The sequence below is a fragment of the Pseudomonas akapageensis genome (assembly GCF_011355085.1).
Lineage (GTDB): Bacteria > Pseudomonadota > Gammaproteobacteria > Pseudomonadales > Pseudomonadaceae > Aquipseudomonas > Aquipseudomonas akapageensis.
This window is the reverse complement of record NZ_VXCP01000057.1, coordinates 1-19,658: the sequence shown is the minus strand read 5'-3', so window position 1 is coordinate 19,658 and position 19,658 is coordinate 1. Positions and strand designations below refer to the sequence as shown.

Genomic DNA, 19,658 nt, shown 5'->3' with positions numbered 1-19,658 from the left:
TATGGGTGGAATCACGTTATAACTTCTACAACCGGCATCTGCCACCGCTGCTCGATCACCTGCTTCCCGGGCCCATACAGCCGCAAGACCAGGGTAAACGCCCCCGATGCCGGCGCTGGCAGCCAATTGCTTTGCAGCCCTTCCTGCGGCGCCGTGCTCTGTACCAGCAAGGTCAGGGCGCCATCGGCGTCCGTTTGCAGTGCATCGCGACTGCTCAGGCAATAGCGGTCGATAGGGTTGGCGACCAGTTGCCGATCCGGCAGGTCGTATAGGGTCAATGACCAGAACTCGCTGGCCGGTGGCAACTGCCCCGGGGCGAAACGCAAGCGGTAGCGCCGTCCTCCCATCAGCTGTTGGCCCTGATCGTCCTGCTTGCTTCCCGTGTAGAACGCCTCCTCGACACTGTTGCCGTAGATCCCGATGGCCGCGGCCAGCGCACGATTGAGGTAATTGCCGTGCATCGCCTCACGGGTACCGAAAAGGCCGAGGGTAGAATGTACCTTGGCCCCGGCTGCTTGCAGCTCGGCCTGGGCATCCTGAATACCGGCGATCAGCGCCTGATGTTGTTCAGGCGTCAATGCAGCGATGTCGAACGCCTGGCCGGGGACGATACCGATACGGGCGAAGCGGTCGCGCAGGGCCTGCTCGGACGGATGAGTCGGGCACAAGGTGAAGATCTGGTTGAGATGATTGATGAAGCCAGGCCCCAACCCGGTCTTGCTGTCCCACGGCAGCCAAGGGACGGGCGCAACCGCTTGCGGTGCCGGCGTACCGGCATATTCGTGCAACGGGCGCAGGCGGTACTGCTGTTGCAAGGCTTGCACCGCTGGCATGTCGGCGGCGTTCCTGAGACCGGTACGCCCAAGGATCATGACGATCTCGGTTTCACTGCGAAGTACCTGCTTGATCCCGGCCGGTATCTCGCCCTTCCAGCTCGGCCCGGCGATCAGGTAGTCGCCCGCCTCGCGCCCGGTGCTGAGCACGTCGACGTAGGCGAAGTTGTAGGTGTACTGATCGACCAACTGGTGCACGTAATAGCGATCGTCCGCGACCACCGGCACGCTCAACACCTGGGGTTCGCTGCGCAGGTCCAGCCAGGCCCAGGAGTATGGCGTGTCGTTGTTGGGTGTAACGATATCGCGGTTGTTCGGGGTGAACTGCTGGCTGTAATGCCGGAAGCGATTGAAACCGCCGGTGTATTCGGCGGCGCCAGGATTGAGCACCTGCTTTTGCAGGGTCTGGTAATGCATCAGCATCGGATAGGCGTAGATCCAGGCCTGGTGGGCAATCGCCCGAACATCTTCAGGTCGAGTGTCGCTCAAGCGGCTGGCGGCCAGGATCCAGTCGGGGCACAACGAAGTGGCCCCGAGCAGGCCCATTGCACCGAGCAGTCGTCGGCGACTGAAAGGAATATTCAAGGCATAGGACACGGCAAACTCTCCTGGCAGAAATGAAAGCGGCGCACACCCGAACAGGTGGCGCCGCAGTAAAGCGGTATCGCGCAGGATCCGGCGCAAGCGATGCCCGACAAAAACTATTCATCTGCAGATACTCGCACCGTCCCACTTCTCCTCCCATCGAGTCACTCGTGCGTAGCACCGCCATGATCATTTTTTGTCGGCCGTCGCTTGCGCTTCCTTTTCGATAATCAAGCACCTTGTCCGGGCTGCTTCATCCTGTCCGGAGCCATTTGTGCGTCGGTTCGCAGCCCCCAAAAACAATTACAAGAAAGCATCGAGGAACCCCAGCATGTGGCTACCGATCCAATCCCGCCCCCGGGCTTTGCCCCTGCGCCAATTGACCCTGGCCGTCGCCCTGGGCGCCAGCACACAGGCGCACGCCGTCAATTTCACTGTCGGGGAGATCGAGGGGCAGTTCGACTCATCGCTGTCGGTAGGGGGCAGTTGGTCGACGACCAATCCGGACAGGAAATTCATCTCCAACTTCAATAGCCAGGGCGTTGCAGGTGGCACGGCGGCGTCGCGCACCATCGACGACAATCACCTGAACTTCCGGGCGGGCGAGAATTTCTCGACGATATTCAAGGGTATCCACGACCTGGAGCTCAAGTACGGCGACAGCGGCGCCTTCCTGCGCGGCAAGTATTGGTACGACTTCGAGCTCAAGGATGGCCACCAGCACTTCTATGACATCGATGACAGCGGTCGCAATGACCTGGCCAAGGCCTCCGGTGCGGAATTTCTCGACGCCTTCGTCTACCACAACTACAACATCGCCGATCTGCCGGGTAACGTGCGCCTGGGCAAGCAAGTGGTCAGCTGGGGGGAAAGCACCTTCATCGGCAACTCCATCAACAGCATCAACCCGATCGACGTCGCTGCCCTGCGCCGCCCCGGCGCCGAGATCAAGGAAGGCCTGATCCCGGTCAACATGCTCTACGTGTCCCAGGGGTTGAGCGAGAACATCACCGCCGAAGCCTTCTACCAGCTGGAGTGGGAAAAGTCGGTGGTCGACAACTGCGGCACCTTCTTTGGCACCGATACCATCGCCGAAGGCTGCAACGACCGCCTGGTGGCCCAGGGCCTGGACCTGGCACCCGGAACAGCCGCCAACACCGGCGGGGCGGCCGCCGTGCTGGCCCGCTTTACGGACGATGCCTATGTCCCGCGCCTGCAGGACAATGACGCCCGCGATGGCGGCCAGTATGGCGTGGCCCTGCGCTGGTTCATGCCGGAGCTGAACGACACCGAATTCGGTGCCTACGCCCTGAATTACCACAGCCGCAGCCCCTTCCTCAGCCTGCAACGCAACAACCCGGCCCTGGCGGCGCCTGGCGATCCATTCGGGGCCATCCGTTCTGCACGCTATTACATCGATTATCCCGAGGATATCCATCTCTACGGTCTGAGTTTCCAGACCAATGTGGGCGGTACCGCGCTGGGTGGCGAGATCAGTTATCGGCCGAACATGCCGTTGCAGATCAACACCCTTGACCTGAACCTGGCGGCGCTGGGCCAGAACCCCAGGGGCGCGATCTTCACCACCGGCCAGGCCGTGAACGCACCGGGGGCGACCATCGACGGCTACAAGCGCATGCCGGTGTACCAGGCGCAGTTGACCGCCACCCAATTCTACGACCAGGTACTGGGCGCCAGCCGCCTGACCCTGGTGGGCGAAGTCGGTTACAACCATATCAGCAGCCTGGGCAGCGCCGATGGCAGCGACCTGCGCTTCGGCCGCAACCCGGGCTGGGGCCCAGGTGAACTCCCGGGCGCCCAGAACGCGTTGTGTGTCGGCACCAACGTGGGCCAGGCCAATGCCAGCAACCCACAACAGAAGTGCAATGACAAAGGCTTCTACACCGCCGACTCCTGGGGTTACCGCGCCCGCGCCAAGCTCGATTACCCGAACGTCATCGCCGGCATCAACCTGTCGCCGAACCTGGCCTGGTCCCACGACGTGGACGGCTTCGGCCCCAATTTCGAGGAAGGCAACATGGCCGTCAGCCTGGGCCTGGATGCCGACTACCAGAGCACCTACACCGCCAGCCTCAGTTACACCGACTTCTTCGGTGGCGATTTCAACACCAATACCGACCGCGACTATGTCGCGCTCAGCTTCGGCGTGAACTTCTGAATCCACACCAGCAGAGGACAATAACAATGAACACGATCACTATGCTGCGCACTGGCGCATTGGCCCTGTCGCTGCTGTCTTGCAGCGTGATGGCGGCAGTCTCACCCCAGGAAGCGGCCCAACTGGGCACCACCCTGACCCCACTGGGCGGCCAGAAGGAAGGCAACGCCGACGGCAGCATCCCGGCCTGGACCGGCGGCCTGAAGCCCAATGCCGCGCCGGTGGATGCCAACGGCTTCCTCGGCAACCCCTTCGCCAGCGAAACACCGCTGTTCGTCATCACGGCGAAGAATGTCGCCCAGTACAAGGACAAGCTGAGCCCTGGCCAACAGGCCATGTTCCAACGCTATCCGGACACCTACAAGATTCCGGTCTACAAGACCCAGCGCACCGCTGCCGCGCCCCAGGAGATCTACGAGATCGCCAAAAAAAGCGCCGTGACGACCCAGTTGGTCAATGACGGCAACGGCCTGAGCAACTTCAGCACCAACCGCTACTACCCCTTCCCGATCCCCAAGAGCGGTGTCGAGGTGGTGTGGAACCACGAGACCCGCTATCGCGGCACCAACTACACCCAGACCGTCGCCCAGGCGACGCCTCAGGTCAACGGCGACTACAACATTGTCCTGATGGACCAGGACCTCGCCTTCCCGCAGCAGATGCCGGACGTGGACCCGGAAAAAAGCGCCAACCAGCTCATGTTCATGAAGCAGACGGTGACCGCCCCGTCGCGCCTGGCCGGCAACGTGCTGCTGGCCTACGAGACCATCGACCAGGTCAAGGCACCGCGCGACGTCTGGGCCTACAACGCCGGCCAGCGCCGCGTCAGGCGCGCCCCGCAAGTCGCCTATGACGGACCGGGCACCGCGGCCGATGGCCTGCGCACCGCCGACAACGCCGACATGTACAACGGCTCACCGGACCGTTACGACTGGAAGCTGATCGGCAAGAAGGAAATGTACATTCCGTACAACAACTACAAGCTCTGGTCGCCCCAGGTGAAGTACGCGGACATCCTCAAGCCCGGGCACATTGACCAGAACCTGGCGCGCTACGAACTGCACCGCGTGTGGGAAGTGGAAGGCACCTTGAAGCCGGGCCAACGTCATATCTACGCCAAGCGCCACATGTATTTCGACGAGGACACCTGGACACTGGTGGAAGTCGATCACTATGACGGTCGCGGCCAACTGTGGCGGGTCGGCGAAGGCTACCAGGTGCAGGACTACCAGCGTGGCATCAGCCTTTATGCAGGCCAGGCCCTGTATGACCTGGTCGCCGGTCGCTATGTGATCCAGGGCATGACCAACGAATCGAAATTTGCCACCCGGTATGATCAGAAGAGCACCATGAACGACTTCACGCCGGGGGCGTTGCGGAACGCGGGGATTCGTTGATTGGGGTGTTGTGCATAACGCAGAAATGACAGAGCCCCGGCCAACTTTGGTCGGGGCTTTGTTTTTAGGGAGCACCCTGGACCGTTACGGCATGCAGGCCCCCACTTGCGGTAGCAGACGAATATCGACCCGCCGGTTGGCCGCACGCCCCGCCTCGGTGTCGTTGCTGGCAATGGGCTGGCCGTCTGCGACCCCCTGGACAGCGAAGCAACTGTCGGGGATGTTACCCATGCGCTGCATCCAGTCACGCACCGCGGCTGCCCGGGCGCGTGACAACTGCAGGTTCTGCTCGGCGTTGCCCGTGGCATCGGAGTGCCCGGCGATGACGATCAGCCAGCCGGGTTGGGCCTTGATGTTGACCAGGGCATTGATCAGTACCTGGGTGGAGTCGGGTTTGAGCTCGGCACTCCCGGCGTTGAACAGCATGAGACTGTCCAGGCGTACCGGTTCAGGTGTCGGCTGTTCCTGTCGGGAGAGACTCACCGCGCGAAGCCAGCCATCACCGCCCGAGCCTGCCAGCCAAAGCCCGCCGGCCAAGATGATCGTGGCGACCGCGGCGATCAGCCACATAGCCATGCGACGCCTCTTTGCGTTCGGCTGCAGGACCGTCACCTCGGGCAGAGGGGGCGGCGGCAGGATCATGACCGGCATCAGGCGCTCCGGTTCGGGCAACCTGGCGTAGGGCAGCACGACTTCGCCCGAAACGCTGTTTCGCGCCAGGCGTTGGATAAGGCTGCCGACTTGCTGGCGCAGGGCCTGCAATGTCACCAGAGTAACCTGCACCTGACGATCCAGTTGCTCGTTCAATCGTTCAAGCTCTGCGTCTACCTGCACCAGTGCAGGCAGAGATCGCGAATTCACTTCCTGGCTGCGCAGCAACGGACGCAATTGCGCGAAAAACCAGGCCATGATGTCCAGGCGCACGGGCGCCATCGGCGGCCACAAGTGCACCCATTCACGGGTAAGCGCGCTCATCAGCGCCACCCCTTCGGCCATGCCCGTAAGGCCCAGGCATTGGCTACGGGCCAGGGCGAAAAAGGCGGCGGTTTGCAGATCCGCACCGTTCTTCTGAAACAGACCCAGGCACAACTGCTCTACCCGGCCCCAGTCCACGTCCGGGCAAGCCGGGTGGCTGAGTTTCGCCAATTCCTCACGCAGCGCCGTGAACTCGGCGAAGCCGCGGGGATCCCCGCCTACTCGAATACGCATTTCAAACAGCGCCGTCATCGGGCTTCCTTTCGTTTACAGGTTCACGGCTTCGACAGGTAAGCCTGCCTTTTGAGGTGACGCACCAGTACTCTGCCCTCAGGCGCCAGGGTCGTACCGAAGGACACTCGCCTGCCGCCTTTGAGTTGCATGTCGAGGGCATATTCCAGATGCCCTGGTAGCACCTGGGGCAGCAGCTCGATATTCACCGACGCCAGGCGCGGCTCGTAGTTGAGCAGGGTCGTGGCCATGGTGTTCATCAGCCCCTGCGCCGAGGCGGGCAGCCCCTGCAGGATCTGGCCCATGTCCGGCAGACCGTAGTCGGGCAGATGACTGAGCGTGCCCGCCCGGCTGTTGAGGATGCGTTGCACGTTGTCCAGCACCGACAGGGTCTGCTGGTCCTCTTCACCGACGCTATGCAGGTCCAGTTCGCCAGTGAAATTCTGCAGGAGCGTTTCGTAGAGCGAAGGATTGAACTCGGTCATTGTTCACTCCTTGGCCAAGGGGCGCAGGGTCAGCCGGTTGTCCCCCAGTTCGATCACACGCGCCCGGTCCGGCTCCAGGTCCTCGCGGGCCAGCGTCAGGCGCCACGGAGTCATTGGGGTTTCGGGGTCACGGAACAACGCTACCACCGCGACGAATTGTGCGCCCTTGGCCATTGGCACGTTCAGTTGCGCACCCTCCTCGGGCTTGACCACCAAGGCTCGCTGGTCCAGCAGATCGGCGTCGAGTACACGGTCGCCATCGGCCAGCAAGGTGTCGTAGGTTGCCTTTTCCCACGCCTTGCTATCGCGCAGCTGGTACACCCGCACCAGTGTAGGCACTGACAACGCGCTCATGTCCGCCGCATCGGTGTTCATCGCCGCTCGACCGCTGAAGTCCAGGTGCAGGGTTTTCACCTGCTTGTAGAAGATCGCCTGGGCGGTGGAGGTGGTGGAGTCACCCACGGTTTGGGTCAGCCCGCATCCGCCGAGCAGCGCACCGAGCGCAACCACCATCAATGCATTAAAACGAGTACACGACATGCTTTTTCTCTCTGTCCATGAAGTTGCTCTGCAGGCCTTGGTAGCGGCCCAGGTTGATCGTGATCGTGGCGTTATCCGCGACTTGCCAGGCTTCACCGCCCAAGCCCAGTACAGCGGTCATCCCCAGTAGCACCGGCGTGCCTCCCAGCACCGGTTCCGGCAGGCTGGATACAGGAAGCGACAGCTGTAGTTTCGCGGTACAACGCCAGCCCAGGTACACACGCAGCAATACCAGCAGATCATTGTGCAAGCGGGCACCCGGCAACCAGCCACGGGCTTCTGCCGGGTCGTCGGTGAACAGCGCCAGGTGCAGCTGGCTGTTGGCGTCCTGCCCAACGCTGCCCAAGGGCGTGCCTTGGGACAGGCTGACAGGACCGCTCGCGGACAGGCTGGCGGGATGCGCCAAGGGAATTTTCTGCGGCCAGTGCGGGGTCACCCGTGCCTGGGTATTGGGTGCCAGAAGCGTGACCAGCGCGGTGATGCCTTCTGCGTTACGGGTAGGCAGGCGCATGACGCTGAGCAACGCCAGAAAGCGCGACATCGGCGTGGCAATCTGCTCGGCGGTGCCGGGAATGCCAAGACCGATCAGCCCCAGCAGGCATTGGGAAGTCGCATCGCCGCCCCCGGGCTCGAACGTGGCCGGGTACGAGTACTTGCGCCAGATGCGATAGAACTGGGTGAAGATCCGGTGGTTGAAGATATCGAGGAAGGCTTCCAGCGCGTCATGCCCTTCCCGGCGCTGGGCGATGTCATCCAGATAGGCGGTCGGCAAGGGTGAGTCGACACCATACAGGCCGAGCATTCGGGTACGTACCGTGGCCGGGCGCTCGGGATAATGCCGATCGGTTTCGATGGCCTTCAGTTCGCCGGCAGGAAAGCCCATGCCGGGATCGGGACGAAAGCGCACAGGGTCATCCGCCGGGCGCGTGGTACTACCCAACGGCGGATGGCCGGGCATGGCCTGTTCCAGCAATTGGCAGAAGCGAAACAGATTGGCTTCGGCCACCCTGCCCTCCAGCGTCTCCAGCAAGCCATCGGCTTTCAGCCGGGAATACGCTGACTGTGATTCTCGTTCCATCGCAGACAATTTCCAGTAGGTTGCAGGATCAGCGTGAGCTGGTTGAACAGGTGAATGTCGGCGTACAGGGCAAAGAAGCGACTGAGCATCTCGCCGAACAGGCAGATATCGCCTTCGCCGCAAAAGCCATTGGCATCCAGGGTCACTTCGATATCCACGCCGCGCAGCAGGAAGCCTTTCTCGAAACGCTGGATCAGGTAATGGTTGACTTCGACTATCGCTTCCAGGCGCCGACGGTTCAGTTCACTGCCCGTCCAGTCGTACAGCGCCAGGGTGCCGCGCAGCACTTCGGCGCTGTCGAGCATCGGCAGGAAATTCGAGCCCAGGTGACTGAGCACGCGCCAGTGAAAACGATCGCGATTTGGCGGGTAGCAGGGTAAGGTCGGTGCGCACAGGTTGCGCACCCGCAAGCCATCCTGGGATTGCACCAGGGAATCGAGCAAGGTGCTTTGCAGGGCCTTGCGCGGGAGCTGGCCGTTGGTGCCGGTCAGGCTTAACGACAGGTTTTTGTTCTCGTCCAGCCTATCCTTGTCGAAGCCGTCGCCACCCAGGATCAGCCAGGTGTCGTACAGTCCGTTGGCGCCACGCTTGAGGCGGGTATGGAAGTACCGCTCGGGCGCTTCGTCGCGCAGCATGCCGCCCTTGTGGCGGAAGCTGGTGAATGGCACATATTCCGTATGCTCGCCGTTCTTCGAAGAAGTGACATGGTCCACCGAATAAATTTCGGTATGGCCATCCTGTAGACGCATGGGCCTGAGCAGGTAGTCGGTTTGCAAGGGTGCCAGGGCCAAGGGATCCGCCTCCAGCGCAAACAGATTGATCACCGGCACCGCATGCAGTCGAATATGCTCGGCACTCAGGTCAAATGTGTGCGGCCACGGCTCGCGTAACACAACTTCAAGTTCGAACCAGGGTGTGCCTGGCAGGATGTTCAACTGTTCCAGTCCGCAAAGGGTCACGAACATGAACTTCTCACGGAAGGTGAAATACTCCAGCAGCAGTTGATAACCGCTGAAAGCGCTGTCGCCCTTGGGCCACAGGCTATCTTCATCGGCGAAGCCCTTGGCCGCAAAATGGCCGTCCATCGGTTGGCGGTCCGATTGCTCCGGGAAGCGCACGTACAAGGCCTGGGTGTTCAGGGTCAGTGCCTGGTGCAGCGCACTGGCCATCGGAGCGTCAGCGTTGAGGTACAACGGCAGGCGCCTCAGGTCTGTTTGATTCTACTCCGTCAGCGTGCTGCAAGCAAAGCGCAGACGCAGCAGCGAACGACCATCCGGCTCATGGGCAACTCGCAGAGACTCCAGGGCAAGAGGTTGCAGCGTCAAGTCCTGGGTGGTGGTGTAGTGACAACGGGTGCGCTGCGGACCGATGGGCTGCGTCAACACTTCAAAGCCCTTGCTGATCTGCTTGCTCGTCCTCATCTGGTCAAGCTCGGGCACCAGCTCGATCACTGATAGCGATGGAATAGTGCGCAGGTAATGCGGCCACAGCAGACTGACCAGCCCTTCGGTCAGCTCCGGAAGATCATCGTCGAGCTTCTCGCGCAGCCGCCCCATCAGAAAAGCAAAGCCTTCGAACAGGCGCTCCACATAAGGGTCGTGCGCCCCCGGCTTGTCCAGGTTCAGCTGTGCCGCCCGGTCCGGGAAGGCTTGCGCAAACTCCTTGCCGGCCTCGCGCAGGTAGCGCATTTCGGCGTCGAAGTAGTGCAACGTCAGATTGTCCTTGTCCATAAAAAGTCCTGATCAGTGAGGTTCAGCCGCAGAGCACTGCGGCGCGTACCGGGTCAATGGCCACCAGCGTTGCCAGCAACGCCTCCATTCGCCGGGCCAGGGCCGGCCTGTCCGCATCGTTGCGCTGGGCTTTGAGGCGCAATAGCTTGAGCAGGCGTGCCTTGGCTTCGAAGTTAAGCTCCGGCTCCCATTCCGCCAGACCGTGGCGCTGGGCACTGGCGTCCAGTTCGCCCAGCAGGTGGATAGCGAGATCGCTTTTGCCGCATTGCTCGGCGACCCGCGCCATCAGCAGGCGCAGTAACCAGCGTTCGCGGCCGGTTTGCACGCCGGGCCGTTCCGCCAGCCAAACCAGCGCTGCCTCCACACCCTCGCTGTCGGCCTGGGCCAGGGCCTCGCTTTCCAGCGAGAGGATTTCGGTAGCTGCGGTTGCCGGTGCTGCCGCCGGTGCAGGCAGCCATGTCTGCGGGCGATTGCCGCTGACGTGCTGGGTGAGCCACTCGCGGGTGGTCTCGTCGGCGAAGGGGGTACCGTCGCTCCAGCACAGTTCCTCCAGGCCCGGCAGGCGCTCGAGGAACATGCCCAGGTCACGCTTGGCAATATCGGCCCAGCCATCCTGTGGCGCGGGCTGCTTGCTCAGCGCCTGGAACAGGTACCACTGCAGGTCCAGCCAGAAATGGTTCACGCTTTCGGCGAACATTCGCTCGACTTGGTCGAGCAATTCATTCCAGCTCTGTTGCAGATACAGGCGCTTGAGTTGCGCCCGATAGTCGCCGCGCGGTGGCGCCAGGCGGGTGTTGCCGCTGGCGTCCTGGGGCGGCGCCTGGTGCACGGTGTCCCAGCGCAGGCTCTTCATCAAACGGTGGGCCGCCAGCCAGCCCAGGGGCTGCTCGCGCAGATAAACCGCCAAGGCCCGGCCGCTGTCCAGCAGGTCGCGTCCTGATTTGATGGCCGGGGTACTCTGCGAGGCTGTTTGCGCGGTTGACGCGTGACTGATACTGGTCTGCGGCACCAGCGCATTGACTCCGCCGGATTGCGCCAGCCGGGCGGACAACGCGGCATAGAGCGAACCCAGGGCCGGACGCTGGTCTTGCGGCCAGGCTTGCAGGCCGTGCTCCAGCCAGGCCAGCGCCGCCACCGTGCGCTCAGCCTCGCATTTGACCACCTCCGGGTACAGCGACAGACTGTCCAGCACCTTGCTGCTGGCCAGCCACTCCAGGGCCATCTTGCGGCTGTTGGGTCGCGCGGGCAGCACTTGGGCGGCATAGCGCTCCACAATAGCGGCCAGCAGGCTCAAACCGTCGGACAACCCTGCCTCACCATCCCTCTGCAGGCGCGCCCACAGGTAATAGGTGGCCACGCGCAGATCCTTGCAGGTTTGGGTCAACAGCTTTTCGGCCAGTTGCACCACGCGCTCGGCATCCGCCCCGGAGAGTTTGTTGACCTCTTCGCGCATGCGCTGGAAGTCGTCGTCGTAGCCAGGGTCCTCGCCTACGGGCGAGTCGGGATTGATTGGCATCAGCCAGGCCGACCACTTCGCTTCCTGCTCCCGGGCAAGGGCCAGGGCGTCGCGGTCCCCCAGGCAACTGGTGATCAAACTGTGCAAACTCATTCGAATCCTCCGTTCTTACCGCCCTCGGCGAGAAATATCTGCGACGGCAACTTGAAACCCCGTAGCTTGAGCAAGGCCAAGGGCCCCGCCCCCAGTTCAGTGCGCAGATGCCAGGTCAGGCCCAGGCCATCTGGGGCCTTGAGCACCAGGCGGTAGCGGCTGTCGGCGTCGTCCAGCGGGGTGACCTGGGCTTGTTCCAGCAGGCGGATCAGGCCCCAGGTGCCCTCGTAATCGCCGAACAGGCGCGCGCCAGTGCGTACGCTGGTCCAGGTCAGGCTTACGCCTGGCCGGTCACTGCGTCCCGGCCAGGCGAAGCGCTGCCAGCTTTCCTTCTGGTTGAAGTAGTGATGCTTTTCGCCATTGAGGACGAAAATGGTTTCCACCACGTCGCGCACCGGTTTGCCGCGCAGTTCGAAGCTCAGGCCCATGCCGCCGTCGGTATAGAGCACGTCGGCCAGGTGGCTGAGCTGGTTGATGGCCGTGAGGAACTGCGGGTTGAAGCGCAGGCCCTGGCTGTGCCGAGGGTCGGCCACCCAGCGGTCGCCTTCCTTGCGCAATACGCCGCCCAGTTGCTGCTGCAGAAACTGCTCGATGCGCCCGGAGTCGGCGCGGATCATCTGCCCCAGCATCGGCAGCGAAGCGTCGCTCGGAGTAGCAGCGAACGGGTAGCGGCTGGCGAACGCACTCTGCCAATGGCTGACAATCGCCCGCTGCCACTGACGGTTGAGGCTCGCCGCCGAGGGTTGCAGAACCCGCTGCCAAGCCTGCTCCAGCGGCTGCACGAAGAGGGTCTGGCCGATCCCGCCCCACTCCGCGCCGAGGCTGGCGGCGAGCAGGTTGCCATAGGCCTGGGTCTCGGTGAGGTCGACGTTCTTGCCCTGGAATACGGTTTGCGCCAGGGCCTGGGTCATGGCTTGCGGGTCGGGGGCGGTGCTTACTTGTTGCAGGGTCAGGCGCACGCGGGTGACCTGGGTGAGGAAGGCTTGCAGGCTCAGGCTGTCGTTGCCGGTCTTGTCTTCAGAGGCGCTGCCAAGCAGGGTCAGCAAGGGGCCGAAGGTGGCGTCCAGCGGACCACTTGGGCCCTGCATCTGTTGCTCGATCGCCGGCACCTTATCCTGGGCGATCAACTGCTGCGCCGACTGCAGCAGCGAATCGGCCAAGGCCTGGCGACGGCTGCCGGCCTGGCCCTGGTAGGCCAGGGTGTTCATCAAGGCGATCAGCGGCGACTGGCGCACGTCGCTCATCAGGGTCAACTGGTCGATCACATCGCCCAGGCTGTCGGCCGGGTGCCAGCGCAGGCTGCCGAGGAAATCCAGCCAGGCGCCGCTGTAATCCTGGAAGTAGCGGGCGGTGAGGCGTTCGCGCAGCACATCCGGGCTCAGCTCGACGGCGAGGCTCGCGGGATTGTCGCTGAGCACCCAGTCGACTTCCTCGCGGCGCGCCTCGGCGATTTTGTCGATGGCCTGGCGCACCTGCCCTTCCCAGGCCTGGCGGGTGAACACGCCGGGGACGCTGGCGGTAGTGGAGAACAGCGCCATGCCGCCGCTGTCACCGAGCATCTGCTGCAGGCGCAAGGCTGGGTAGTGGCTGGCGGTGCTGTCGAGGACCTGCTGGTACAGGCTGGCCTCGGCATTGCGTTGACCCAATTGGCCGAGCAGCACCTGGCGGGCCTGGGCGACCAGCTTAGGGTCGGCTTCGAGGCGCCACTGGGGATGGGTGGGCAACTGTTCGGCGTAGAACTGCCACATATCCGGTTCGGCGTGGCCCAGGACTTTGACCAGAAAAGCCGCGTCGGCCTTTTCCGGGTTCGCCAACATCAGGTAGGCCTTGAGTTGGTCGTAGGCCTCGCCGGAACGTTTGGCGCGTTCCGGGCTGTCCGGGGGGAGTTTGATCAGGGCGTTGAGCTGCGCGGTCAAATTGGCGGCGGCTGGATCACGCAGCAGGCGGTGAGTGACCTCGACGTAGTGCGGCCACAAAGCATCGAGCAAGGCGCGGTTCTGGTTGAGGCCGAAGCGTTGGTACCAGGGCGCACCGTGTTCGGCGCGGTAGTCCAGGCGTCCCAACTGGAGGACCCATTCGCTCAGGGCCAGGCGTTGTGCTTCGCCGGGCTCGGCCTGTTGAAGGGTGGCCAACGAGGTCTGGATTTCCGCGATCTGCGCGCGGTTGCTGGTGAACGACAGCAGCAGCCCCGCGCCCCACACAGCGGCCAGACCCAGCATCAGCGCATAGCCGATACGCGGGGCGCTCCAGCCCACCCGGCGAGCAGTCGCGTTGTGATCACCGAGCACACCACCCCAGGCTGGGTCCGCCAGCCAATCGTGCTGGAGCAACACCGAACCGCGTTGCAGCGGCAGGCTGAACCACAATCCGCGCAGTGGCACGCCACGGGCGAACTCGTTTAACCAAGGCGCCAGCGCCTGGCGCCAGCGGGCAATGCCCTCGACTTGCAGATCGCGGGACAGGCGCAGCAAAAAGTCATGGCCCATATCGCCCTGCATCTGCTCCAGGCCCGTGCTACGCAAGGGGTCCAGCAACGGATCCAGATGGGTTTGCAGATCCTGCTCGGTTAATTGCGGGGGCAACCGGCAGCCCACCGGTTGGGTTTTACGCGTGGCTTGCGGCCAGGCGCTGTCGCAAACCTGCCACAGGTGCAGCGGCAGCTGCCAGCCGCCCCCCCGGGCCAGATCCTGCAAACGGCGCACGCCCGCGCCCATCACGGCCACATCGGCGCTCTGCGCCTTGTCCAAAGTCCAGACCACCCCATCCAGCCCACGCCAGCGACACAGCTGACGCCACTGTTCGATCAAGGACTCACCCGGCGCGCCCGTCAGACTGCCGCCCCACAACAGCACCGTATTCTGCCCTTCCAACCATGGCTGCGCCTCGATCAGGCCCGGGGCGATGGCATCGATCTGTGCGGGTTCGCCAACGACAAGCAGCAGACGGACCTTGCGACGCCAGAAGAATCCGTAGCGGTGACGCATTTGCGCATCAAGCGCGGCAAACTTTTGCGCCGTCCGCGCCTCTGCGGGAGGAGGCAAGCTGACTTGCCTGGGCTGTAACCCTTCATCCGCGTACTGCAGGCGATAGGCGGAAAGGCCCTGCTGCCGCCACAGCAGACGGTAGCTGCCCAGCAATGTCACCACGACCAATGCCGCCGCCGCGATTACCGACAGCCAGAACGTTTGCCGGGCACTGCCAGCGGCCATCCCCAACCACTCTGGGTGAAACCAGACCACCCCCCCCAGGACCACAGCGGTCAGCAACAGCCCACCAACCAGAACACCACCTACCCCTACCGAGCGTCGAAACTGCATGCAAGACTCCTAGTTCGAAAGCGATGGCACCGGCGTCACCACCGTGCTCCAGAGCCCCGCCTCGTTGGCGCCGCCCCCACTGAAAATGAATTGCGGCCCGACGCCACATTGAATGGTCTGGGTCGCGGCGGCGATGGCCAGCCATGGTGAGGCCTGGCCGGGATGCCCCAGCGTTGCATCCAGGTTGCAAAAGCTCTGCTTGGGCTTGGCCGGCAATGAGAGTTCGGCCAATACGGTGTTCAGCGCCGCATCCTGTTGTGCAGTGACTCCCACCCGCCAGACGTGCTGGATGGCTGGCGCTTCCAGCGGCACCCAGTCCAGCGCCTGGCGTGCCCCATAGCGCACTGCTTCGGTGCTCGGCCCGCGTGCCTGCTCCGGACGGTGGAGGTAGGCAATCGCCGGCAGGATGGTTTGTGTCAGGCGGTTGCCGAACAGCAACCCCACCGCTGCCTCGGCCGTGCCTTCGGGCTGCTCTGGGGCGAACTGCACCGCAACCACCAGCAAAAGCGCTTGATCGTCGATGCGCTGGTCGAGCCATTGGTCGAGTGCGGTCAGGCCACTTCCTTCGACCGGCGTGGTCGACTGACGGATCCCGCACTCACTCCAGGCCTGTCGCCACACGCGGCGCAACTGATGCTCCGGCAAACTGCTGTCGACCTCCAACAGCAAGGCCAAGGGCGTATCGTCAGGCAGATGTGTCAGGGTTGGCGCGAGGTCGGCGAGCACTTGCGCCAGGGCCCCCAGCAGTATGAGCTCCGGGCCTCCTTCCGTATCGCCGGGCAATCGGCTATGACGCAGTCCCGGTTCGCCCAGCCGGGATGGCTGTGCCGTTAACACCACAGTTCCCTTCAGCAGGGCGTCCATTTGTGCTCCCGGCTTCTCCCCTGGCTTTCGCAGCGCGGTATACACGCTGGCGCTCAACACTTGCTGGGAACGCCGCCCCCGACGCGTTCTGCGGATCAAGTCCTCCTCGCGCGCCTCATCCCAACCGTCGGCTGCGCTTTGCTGGCCGATGTAAAGCAATGCGCGCCCTAAACCCAGCAAGCCCCAACCCAACAGCGGCACACCCAAGGCCAGGCCCCAGAAATCAACGGGTTGCTGGCGCAAAGCTTCATCACCGAACAGCAACGTCAATCCCACACCCAGCAGCAGAAAAAGCAAAAGCAGGCCTAGCCACAGCCAGGCACGAGGTGGGACGGGGCGCGGCGCCAGCGCCGGAACTTGATCCAGTCTGACTGGCATGGTCAGATCGCGCCCGCTTGAGAGAGTGACGAAATCAACGTGCAACCGCAGGCGCAGCAATGCCCTTGAAATGCAATTGGCACTCCGTTGTCTTTAAACACCGGGTGCCCCTCGGCAATCACGGTGCGACCATGACCCGGAATCGGACACTTCACTGGGTCGCCAAGACGAGCCACGCCGATACCACCGAACTGCATGGCGGTAGAGCCCGAAAGTACGGTGCCACCCCCGGTCGTTTTGTCGCCAATACGAATGATGCCTTTCATGTATTACTCCTTTTTAAACGAACCGATCACTTACTCATTCGGGCTTTCTTTATTCAATACTTCCAGCGGCAAAAACACATTGTCACGTAATACATATTTGGTTGAGCTCAAGGACCGCCCTGCCGCATCTACATTCTCGAACCACTCAATGGAAAAGCCCTGTGCATGCCATTGCACTGAAGAAAAATCAGCATCTTGTGTGTCTTCACCCGAATTCTGACTGTTCATTGAAATCGAACGCAGGCAACTACTCACCAACACTCTTGTTTGCTCGCTCAAATTGGTGCCGGCCACCTTGTATACATAGAGCCAAACCTCACTGCCCGCTCCACAAAACCCCTCAGGCTTTCCAGGATTGGAAGGCGACACTTGGAATACGGAGACATAAGCACTCCCCTCAATCTGGTGCTTGCTCTTGTCGTAATAAACACCTTGCACATCGGAGAACAACTTCAAGCCATAGTCACTTCCATCCGCCATCTCAATACGCACTTGGCCGTCCTTGTTGCCCACCCATGACGCTGCGACACCGGCAAACACATTGCCCACTGCAGTAAAAGCCAGCAAAATAAAAACCAGCGGCCGTCCAAATTTATTCCGCGAGGACATGATCCGCATAGCACACTCCCTTATATCCCCACGGGTGATCATCCGACTGTCCCTTCGTGCCTTTCTTGTAAGTATCCTTATCTCGCTCACGCAGTTCGGCCTCCGTCTTGTCTTTATTTTTTTCGTTATCCATCGACCAGCCGATGTTCCCGGTATTGGAATCGCAGAGGATGTTCTTTTTCCTGACCCACGCATTTGCCGCCGAGTCCCACACATGATAGGAACCGCCGTTCCAACGGCTGAACACCTCATGCCGAAGCTGATCGTCCGTATAGGTTCTGCCCGCTTGCCCCAGGTATTTCCTGGCAGCCCTAACTTTGTCCTTGTAAATGGACGACCCCGCCAGGATATTGGCTTTCCAGCTCCATGCCTGTTCATAGGAAGGCGCAGGATTGGTCATTTGCGTGATGCCATAGCCTTTATCAAAGGCAACGATTGGCTCACCATCAAAATCGATGAAGTGCTTGCAGTTAGTTTCTTGCTCGAGAAGTTTTTCGAAACCGGTCATGTCCTCGAGAGTGCTTACATAAGTCGCAACACTCTCTGAGGTGGGGTTTTGTCCCGTTATCATGACTGATCTCACAAGTTTCCTTTGGCCGACAACCACCGTCACTGTCAGCTTGCCACCGAGGACTTTTTCGGAAAAATCAACCGACCATGTTCTCTCATTACTGAGAAACGAGCCTGAGTCCTTGAAGGTTTGCAGGACATCGCCCTTCCGCGCCCGCTCCCTCAACCCACTGGCTTTCGCCTCCCATTCGATCACCCATGACCATTTATAATCGCCTGCCGCTTGTGCGCGGAACTCGAAAACGATCTCGGGAAGCGTGGCATCCTGCATGATACTGAACACTTCGTTTTCAGCTGGCGACACCCACGTCAAACTATGGTCCGCCGACACAACCTTGGTTACACTGCCATCAGAGTTATTTGTGCCACCTGCATGCTTTACTCTCTGCATGGAATTACCCTTTCTCAAAATGCGCTAGTAATAAAGCGGAGTTTTAAATAGAAAATAAAAACAAACACGCTTTAAGTACTCCTCACCAAGTCCCATACGGAATACCGTGCTGATCGATATAGGCCTTAGCCTCGGGATTCGGCGCTCGGTAACAGATACCTTTGCCGTTCAGATACGGCCCAAGCGGCTCGACCTCGGCTTGAAAGCGACCGACCTCCTTGAACCCCAGGCACGGACCACCCACCCAGACCTTGACGATGCCGCCGGGGGCCATGCCTAAGGTGATCATGTCTCGATAGTCGTCCTTCCACTTTTTGGCTCCTTGGCAAAACACCCGCTCAGGTCTAACCATCTCATCGCGCACCCACTGCGGGATCTGAATTCTGATCTTGTAGGCTTGCGGCTCCACCAGCGATTGCCAGCGCAGGAAGAGCCGCTCCGGCAGGTCAACGTTGTTCACCGGTTTCATTGCCCCTCCCCCCTTGTGCCAGCCTTCCGGCTTGCGGGTGTAACCGGCTACCCCTCCGAACACATGAAAAAACGCCAATCCGCGCTGGTCGAGCACATCCAGAGTCTCGACCCAGACCTCCATGTGGCGCGGCGCGGCCAGCCCGACATACCAACTGTCATAGGGCAGATTGGGCGGCCTGGGACCGCTGGCGCAGGCGCAAAGGCTGAGCAGTAGGCCGATAAGCAACGCCAGGTGTTTATTTCGGGTAATCCTACCAAGTGCCATATGGAATACCGTGCTGGTCGATATAGGCTTTGTTCTCAGGCTCTATAGGCACGTATTGACCGTTGCTCTTCCCCCTGTAAGGCCCAAGCGGCTCGATCTCGGCCTGAAAACGACCGACTTCCTTGAACCCCAGGCACGGTCCACCCATCCAGACCTTGACGATTCCGCCAGGGGCCATGCCTAAGGTGATCATCTTGCGATGGTCGTTCTTCCATTCTTTTGAGCCTTGGCAAAACACCCGCTCAGGTCTAACCATCTCATCGCGCACCCACTGCGGGATCTGGATTCTGATCTTGTAGGCTTGCGGCTCTGCCAGCGATTGCCAGCGCAGGAAGATCCGCTCCGGCAGATCGACGTTGTTTACCGGCTTCATTTTCCCCCCGCCCTTGTGCCAGCCTTCCGGTTTGCGGGTGTAACCTGCCACACCACCATGCACACGAAAGAACGCCATCCCGCGCTGGTCGAGCACATCCACGGTCTCGACCCAGACCTCCATGTGGCGCGGCGCGGCCAAGCCAACGTACCAGCCGTCATAGGGCAGCTTGGGCGGCCTGGGGCCGCTGGCACAGGCAGACAAACTGAACAGCAGGCCGACGAGCAGGCTCAGACGCTTCATGGGGGGCGAGTTACCAAGAGCCATATGGAATCCCGTGCTGGTCGATATAGGCTTTGTTCTCAGGCTCTATAGGCACGTATTGGCCGTTGCTCTTCCCCCTGTACGGCCCAAGCGGCTCGATCTCGGCTTGAAAGCGACCGACCTCCTTGAACCCCAGGCACGGACCACCCACCCAGACCTTGACGATGCCTCCGGGGGCCATGCCTAAGGTGATCGCACTGCGATAATCATCTACCCACTCTTTTGAACCTTGGCAAAACACCCGCTCA

The 19,658-nt window shown here is 61.8% G+C and carries 16 protein-coding genes and 1 pseudogene; 2 read left to right on the top strand and 15 right to left on the bottom strand.

Annotation, left to right across the window (positions count from 1 at the left end; all coding sequences use genetic code 11):
- Positions 1-11 precede the first annotated feature (11 nt).
- Entirely contained in the window at positions 12-1,430 is a 1,419-nt protein-coding gene (locus tag F2S13_RS27390) for a DUF1254 domain-containing protein (RefSeq protein ID WP_343047619.1), read from the bottom strand.
- A gap of 319 nt (positions 1,431-1,749) precedes the next feature.
- Between F2S13_RS27390 and F2S13_RS27385 the strand changes: the two genes are divergently transcribed.
- Positions 1,750-3,597 carry a DUF1302 domain-containing protein gene (locus F2S13_RS27385; protein WP_166366866.1) on the top strand — a complete coding sequence of 616 codons (1,848 nt, stop codon included), beginning with the start codon at positions 1,750-1,752 and terminating at the stop codon, positions 3,595-3,597.
- A gap of 26 nt (positions 3,598-3,623) precedes the next feature.
- A complete protein-coding gene (locus tag F2S13_RS27380; RefSeq protein WP_166366864.1) occupies positions 3,624-4,994 on the top strand; it encodes a DUF1329 domain-containing protein in 1,371 nt (456 codons plus the stop codon).
- Between the two features lie 84 nt (positions 4,995-5,078).
- Here F2S13_RS27380 and F2S13_RS27375 read toward each other — a convergent pair whose 3' ends face one another.
- The 14 genes and pseudogenes from F2S13_RS27375 to F2S13_RS27310 all read right to left on the bottom strand — a co-directional run.
- On the bottom strand, positions 5,079-6,221 hold the full coding sequence (locus F2S13_RS27375; protein ID WP_166366862.1) for an OmpA family protein: 1,143 nt from the start codon (positions 6,219-6,221) through the stop codon (positions 5,079-5,081).
- A 23-nt stretch (positions 6,222-6,244) separates the two neighbouring features.
- Positions 6,245-6,685: a type VI secretion system baseplate subunit TssE gene (gene tssE, locus F2S13_RS27370; protein ID WP_166366860.1), complete on the bottom strand. Its 441-nt coding sequence runs from the start codon at positions 6,683-6,685 to the stop codon at positions 6,245-6,247.
- Between the two features lie 3 nt (positions 6,686-6,688).
- Positions 6,689-7,225 carry a type VI secretion system lipoprotein TssJ gene (gene tssJ, locus F2S13_RS27365; protein WP_166366858.1) on the bottom strand — a complete coding sequence of 179 codons (537 nt, stop codon included), beginning with the start codon at positions 7,223-7,225 and terminating at the stop codon, positions 6,689-6,691.
- Positions 7,206-8,303, bottom strand: a complete 1,098-nt coding sequence (gene tssG / locus F2S13_RS27360) for a type VI secretion system baseplate subunit TssG (RefSeq protein ID WP_166366856.1) — start codon at positions 8,301-8,303, stop codon at positions 7,206-7,208. Before tssG ends, tssJ begins: the two co-directional genes overlap by 20 nt.
- Positions 8,267-10,033: pseudogene (tssF, locus tag F2S13_RS27355) on the bottom strand (type VI secretion system baseplate subunit TssF). The gene tssG and the pseudogene tssF overlap by 37 nt, the downstream one beginning before the upstream one ends.
- A 22-nt stretch (positions 10,034-10,055) precedes the next feature.
- Positions 10,056-11,642: a type VI secretion system protein TssA gene (gene tssA, locus F2S13_RS27350; RefSeq protein WP_166366854.1), complete on the bottom strand. Its 1,587-nt coding sequence runs from the start codon at positions 11,640-11,642 to the stop codon at positions 10,056-10,058.
- Positions 11,639-14,959: an ImcF-related family protein gene (locus F2S13_RS27345; RefSeq protein ID WP_166366846.1), complete on the bottom strand. Its 3,321-nt coding sequence runs from the start codon at positions 14,957-14,959 to the stop codon at positions 11,639-11,641. Before F2S13_RS27345 ends, tssA begins: the two co-directional genes overlap by 4 nt.
- 9 nt (positions 14,960-14,968) lie before the next feature.
- Positions 14,969-16,201 (bottom strand): hypothetical protein, encoded by a 1,233-nt coding sequence (locus F2S13_RS27340; protein WP_166366844.1) that lies wholly within the window; start codon positions 16,199-16,201, stop codon positions 14,969-14,971.
- A gap of 2 nt (positions 16,202-16,203) precedes the next feature.
- Complete coding sequence (locus F2S13_RS27335) at positions 16,204-16,467, bottom strand: PAAR domain-containing protein (RefSeq protein WP_166366842.1); 264 nt, start codon at positions 16,465-16,467, stop codon at positions 16,204-16,206.
- Between the two features lie 30 nt (positions 16,468-16,497).
- Positions 16,498-17,085, bottom strand: coding sequence for a hypothetical protein (locus F2S13_RS27330; RefSeq protein ID WP_166366840.1), 588 nt, complete (start codon positions 17,083-17,085; stop codon positions 16,498-16,500).
- The gene (locus tag F2S13_RS27325; RefSeq protein ID WP_166366838.1) at positions 17,060-18,037 is read right to left on the bottom strand and encodes a hypothetical protein; all 978 of its coding nucleotides are present in this window, start codon (positions 18,035-18,037) and stop codon (positions 17,060-17,062) included. The genes F2S13_RS27330 and F2S13_RS27325 overlap by 26 nt, the downstream gene beginning before the upstream one ends.
- A gap of 82 nt (positions 18,038-18,119) precedes the next feature.
- A complete protein-coding gene (locus F2S13_RS27320) occupies positions 18,120-18,773 on the bottom strand; it encodes a DUF2931 family protein (RefSeq protein WP_166366836.1) in 654 nt (217 codons plus the stop codon).
- Positions 18,760-19,389, bottom strand: a complete 630-nt coding sequence (locus F2S13_RS27315) for a DUF2931 family protein (protein WP_166366834.1) — start codon at positions 19,387-19,389, stop codon at positions 18,760-18,762. Before F2S13_RS27315 ends, F2S13_RS27320 begins: the two co-directional genes overlap by 14 nt.
- A 10-nt stretch (positions 19,390-19,399) precedes the next feature.
- The coding region (locus F2S13_RS27310; RefSeq protein WP_166366832.1) for a DUF2931 family protein at positions 19,400-19,658 on the bottom strand (259 nt) is incomplete at its 5' end.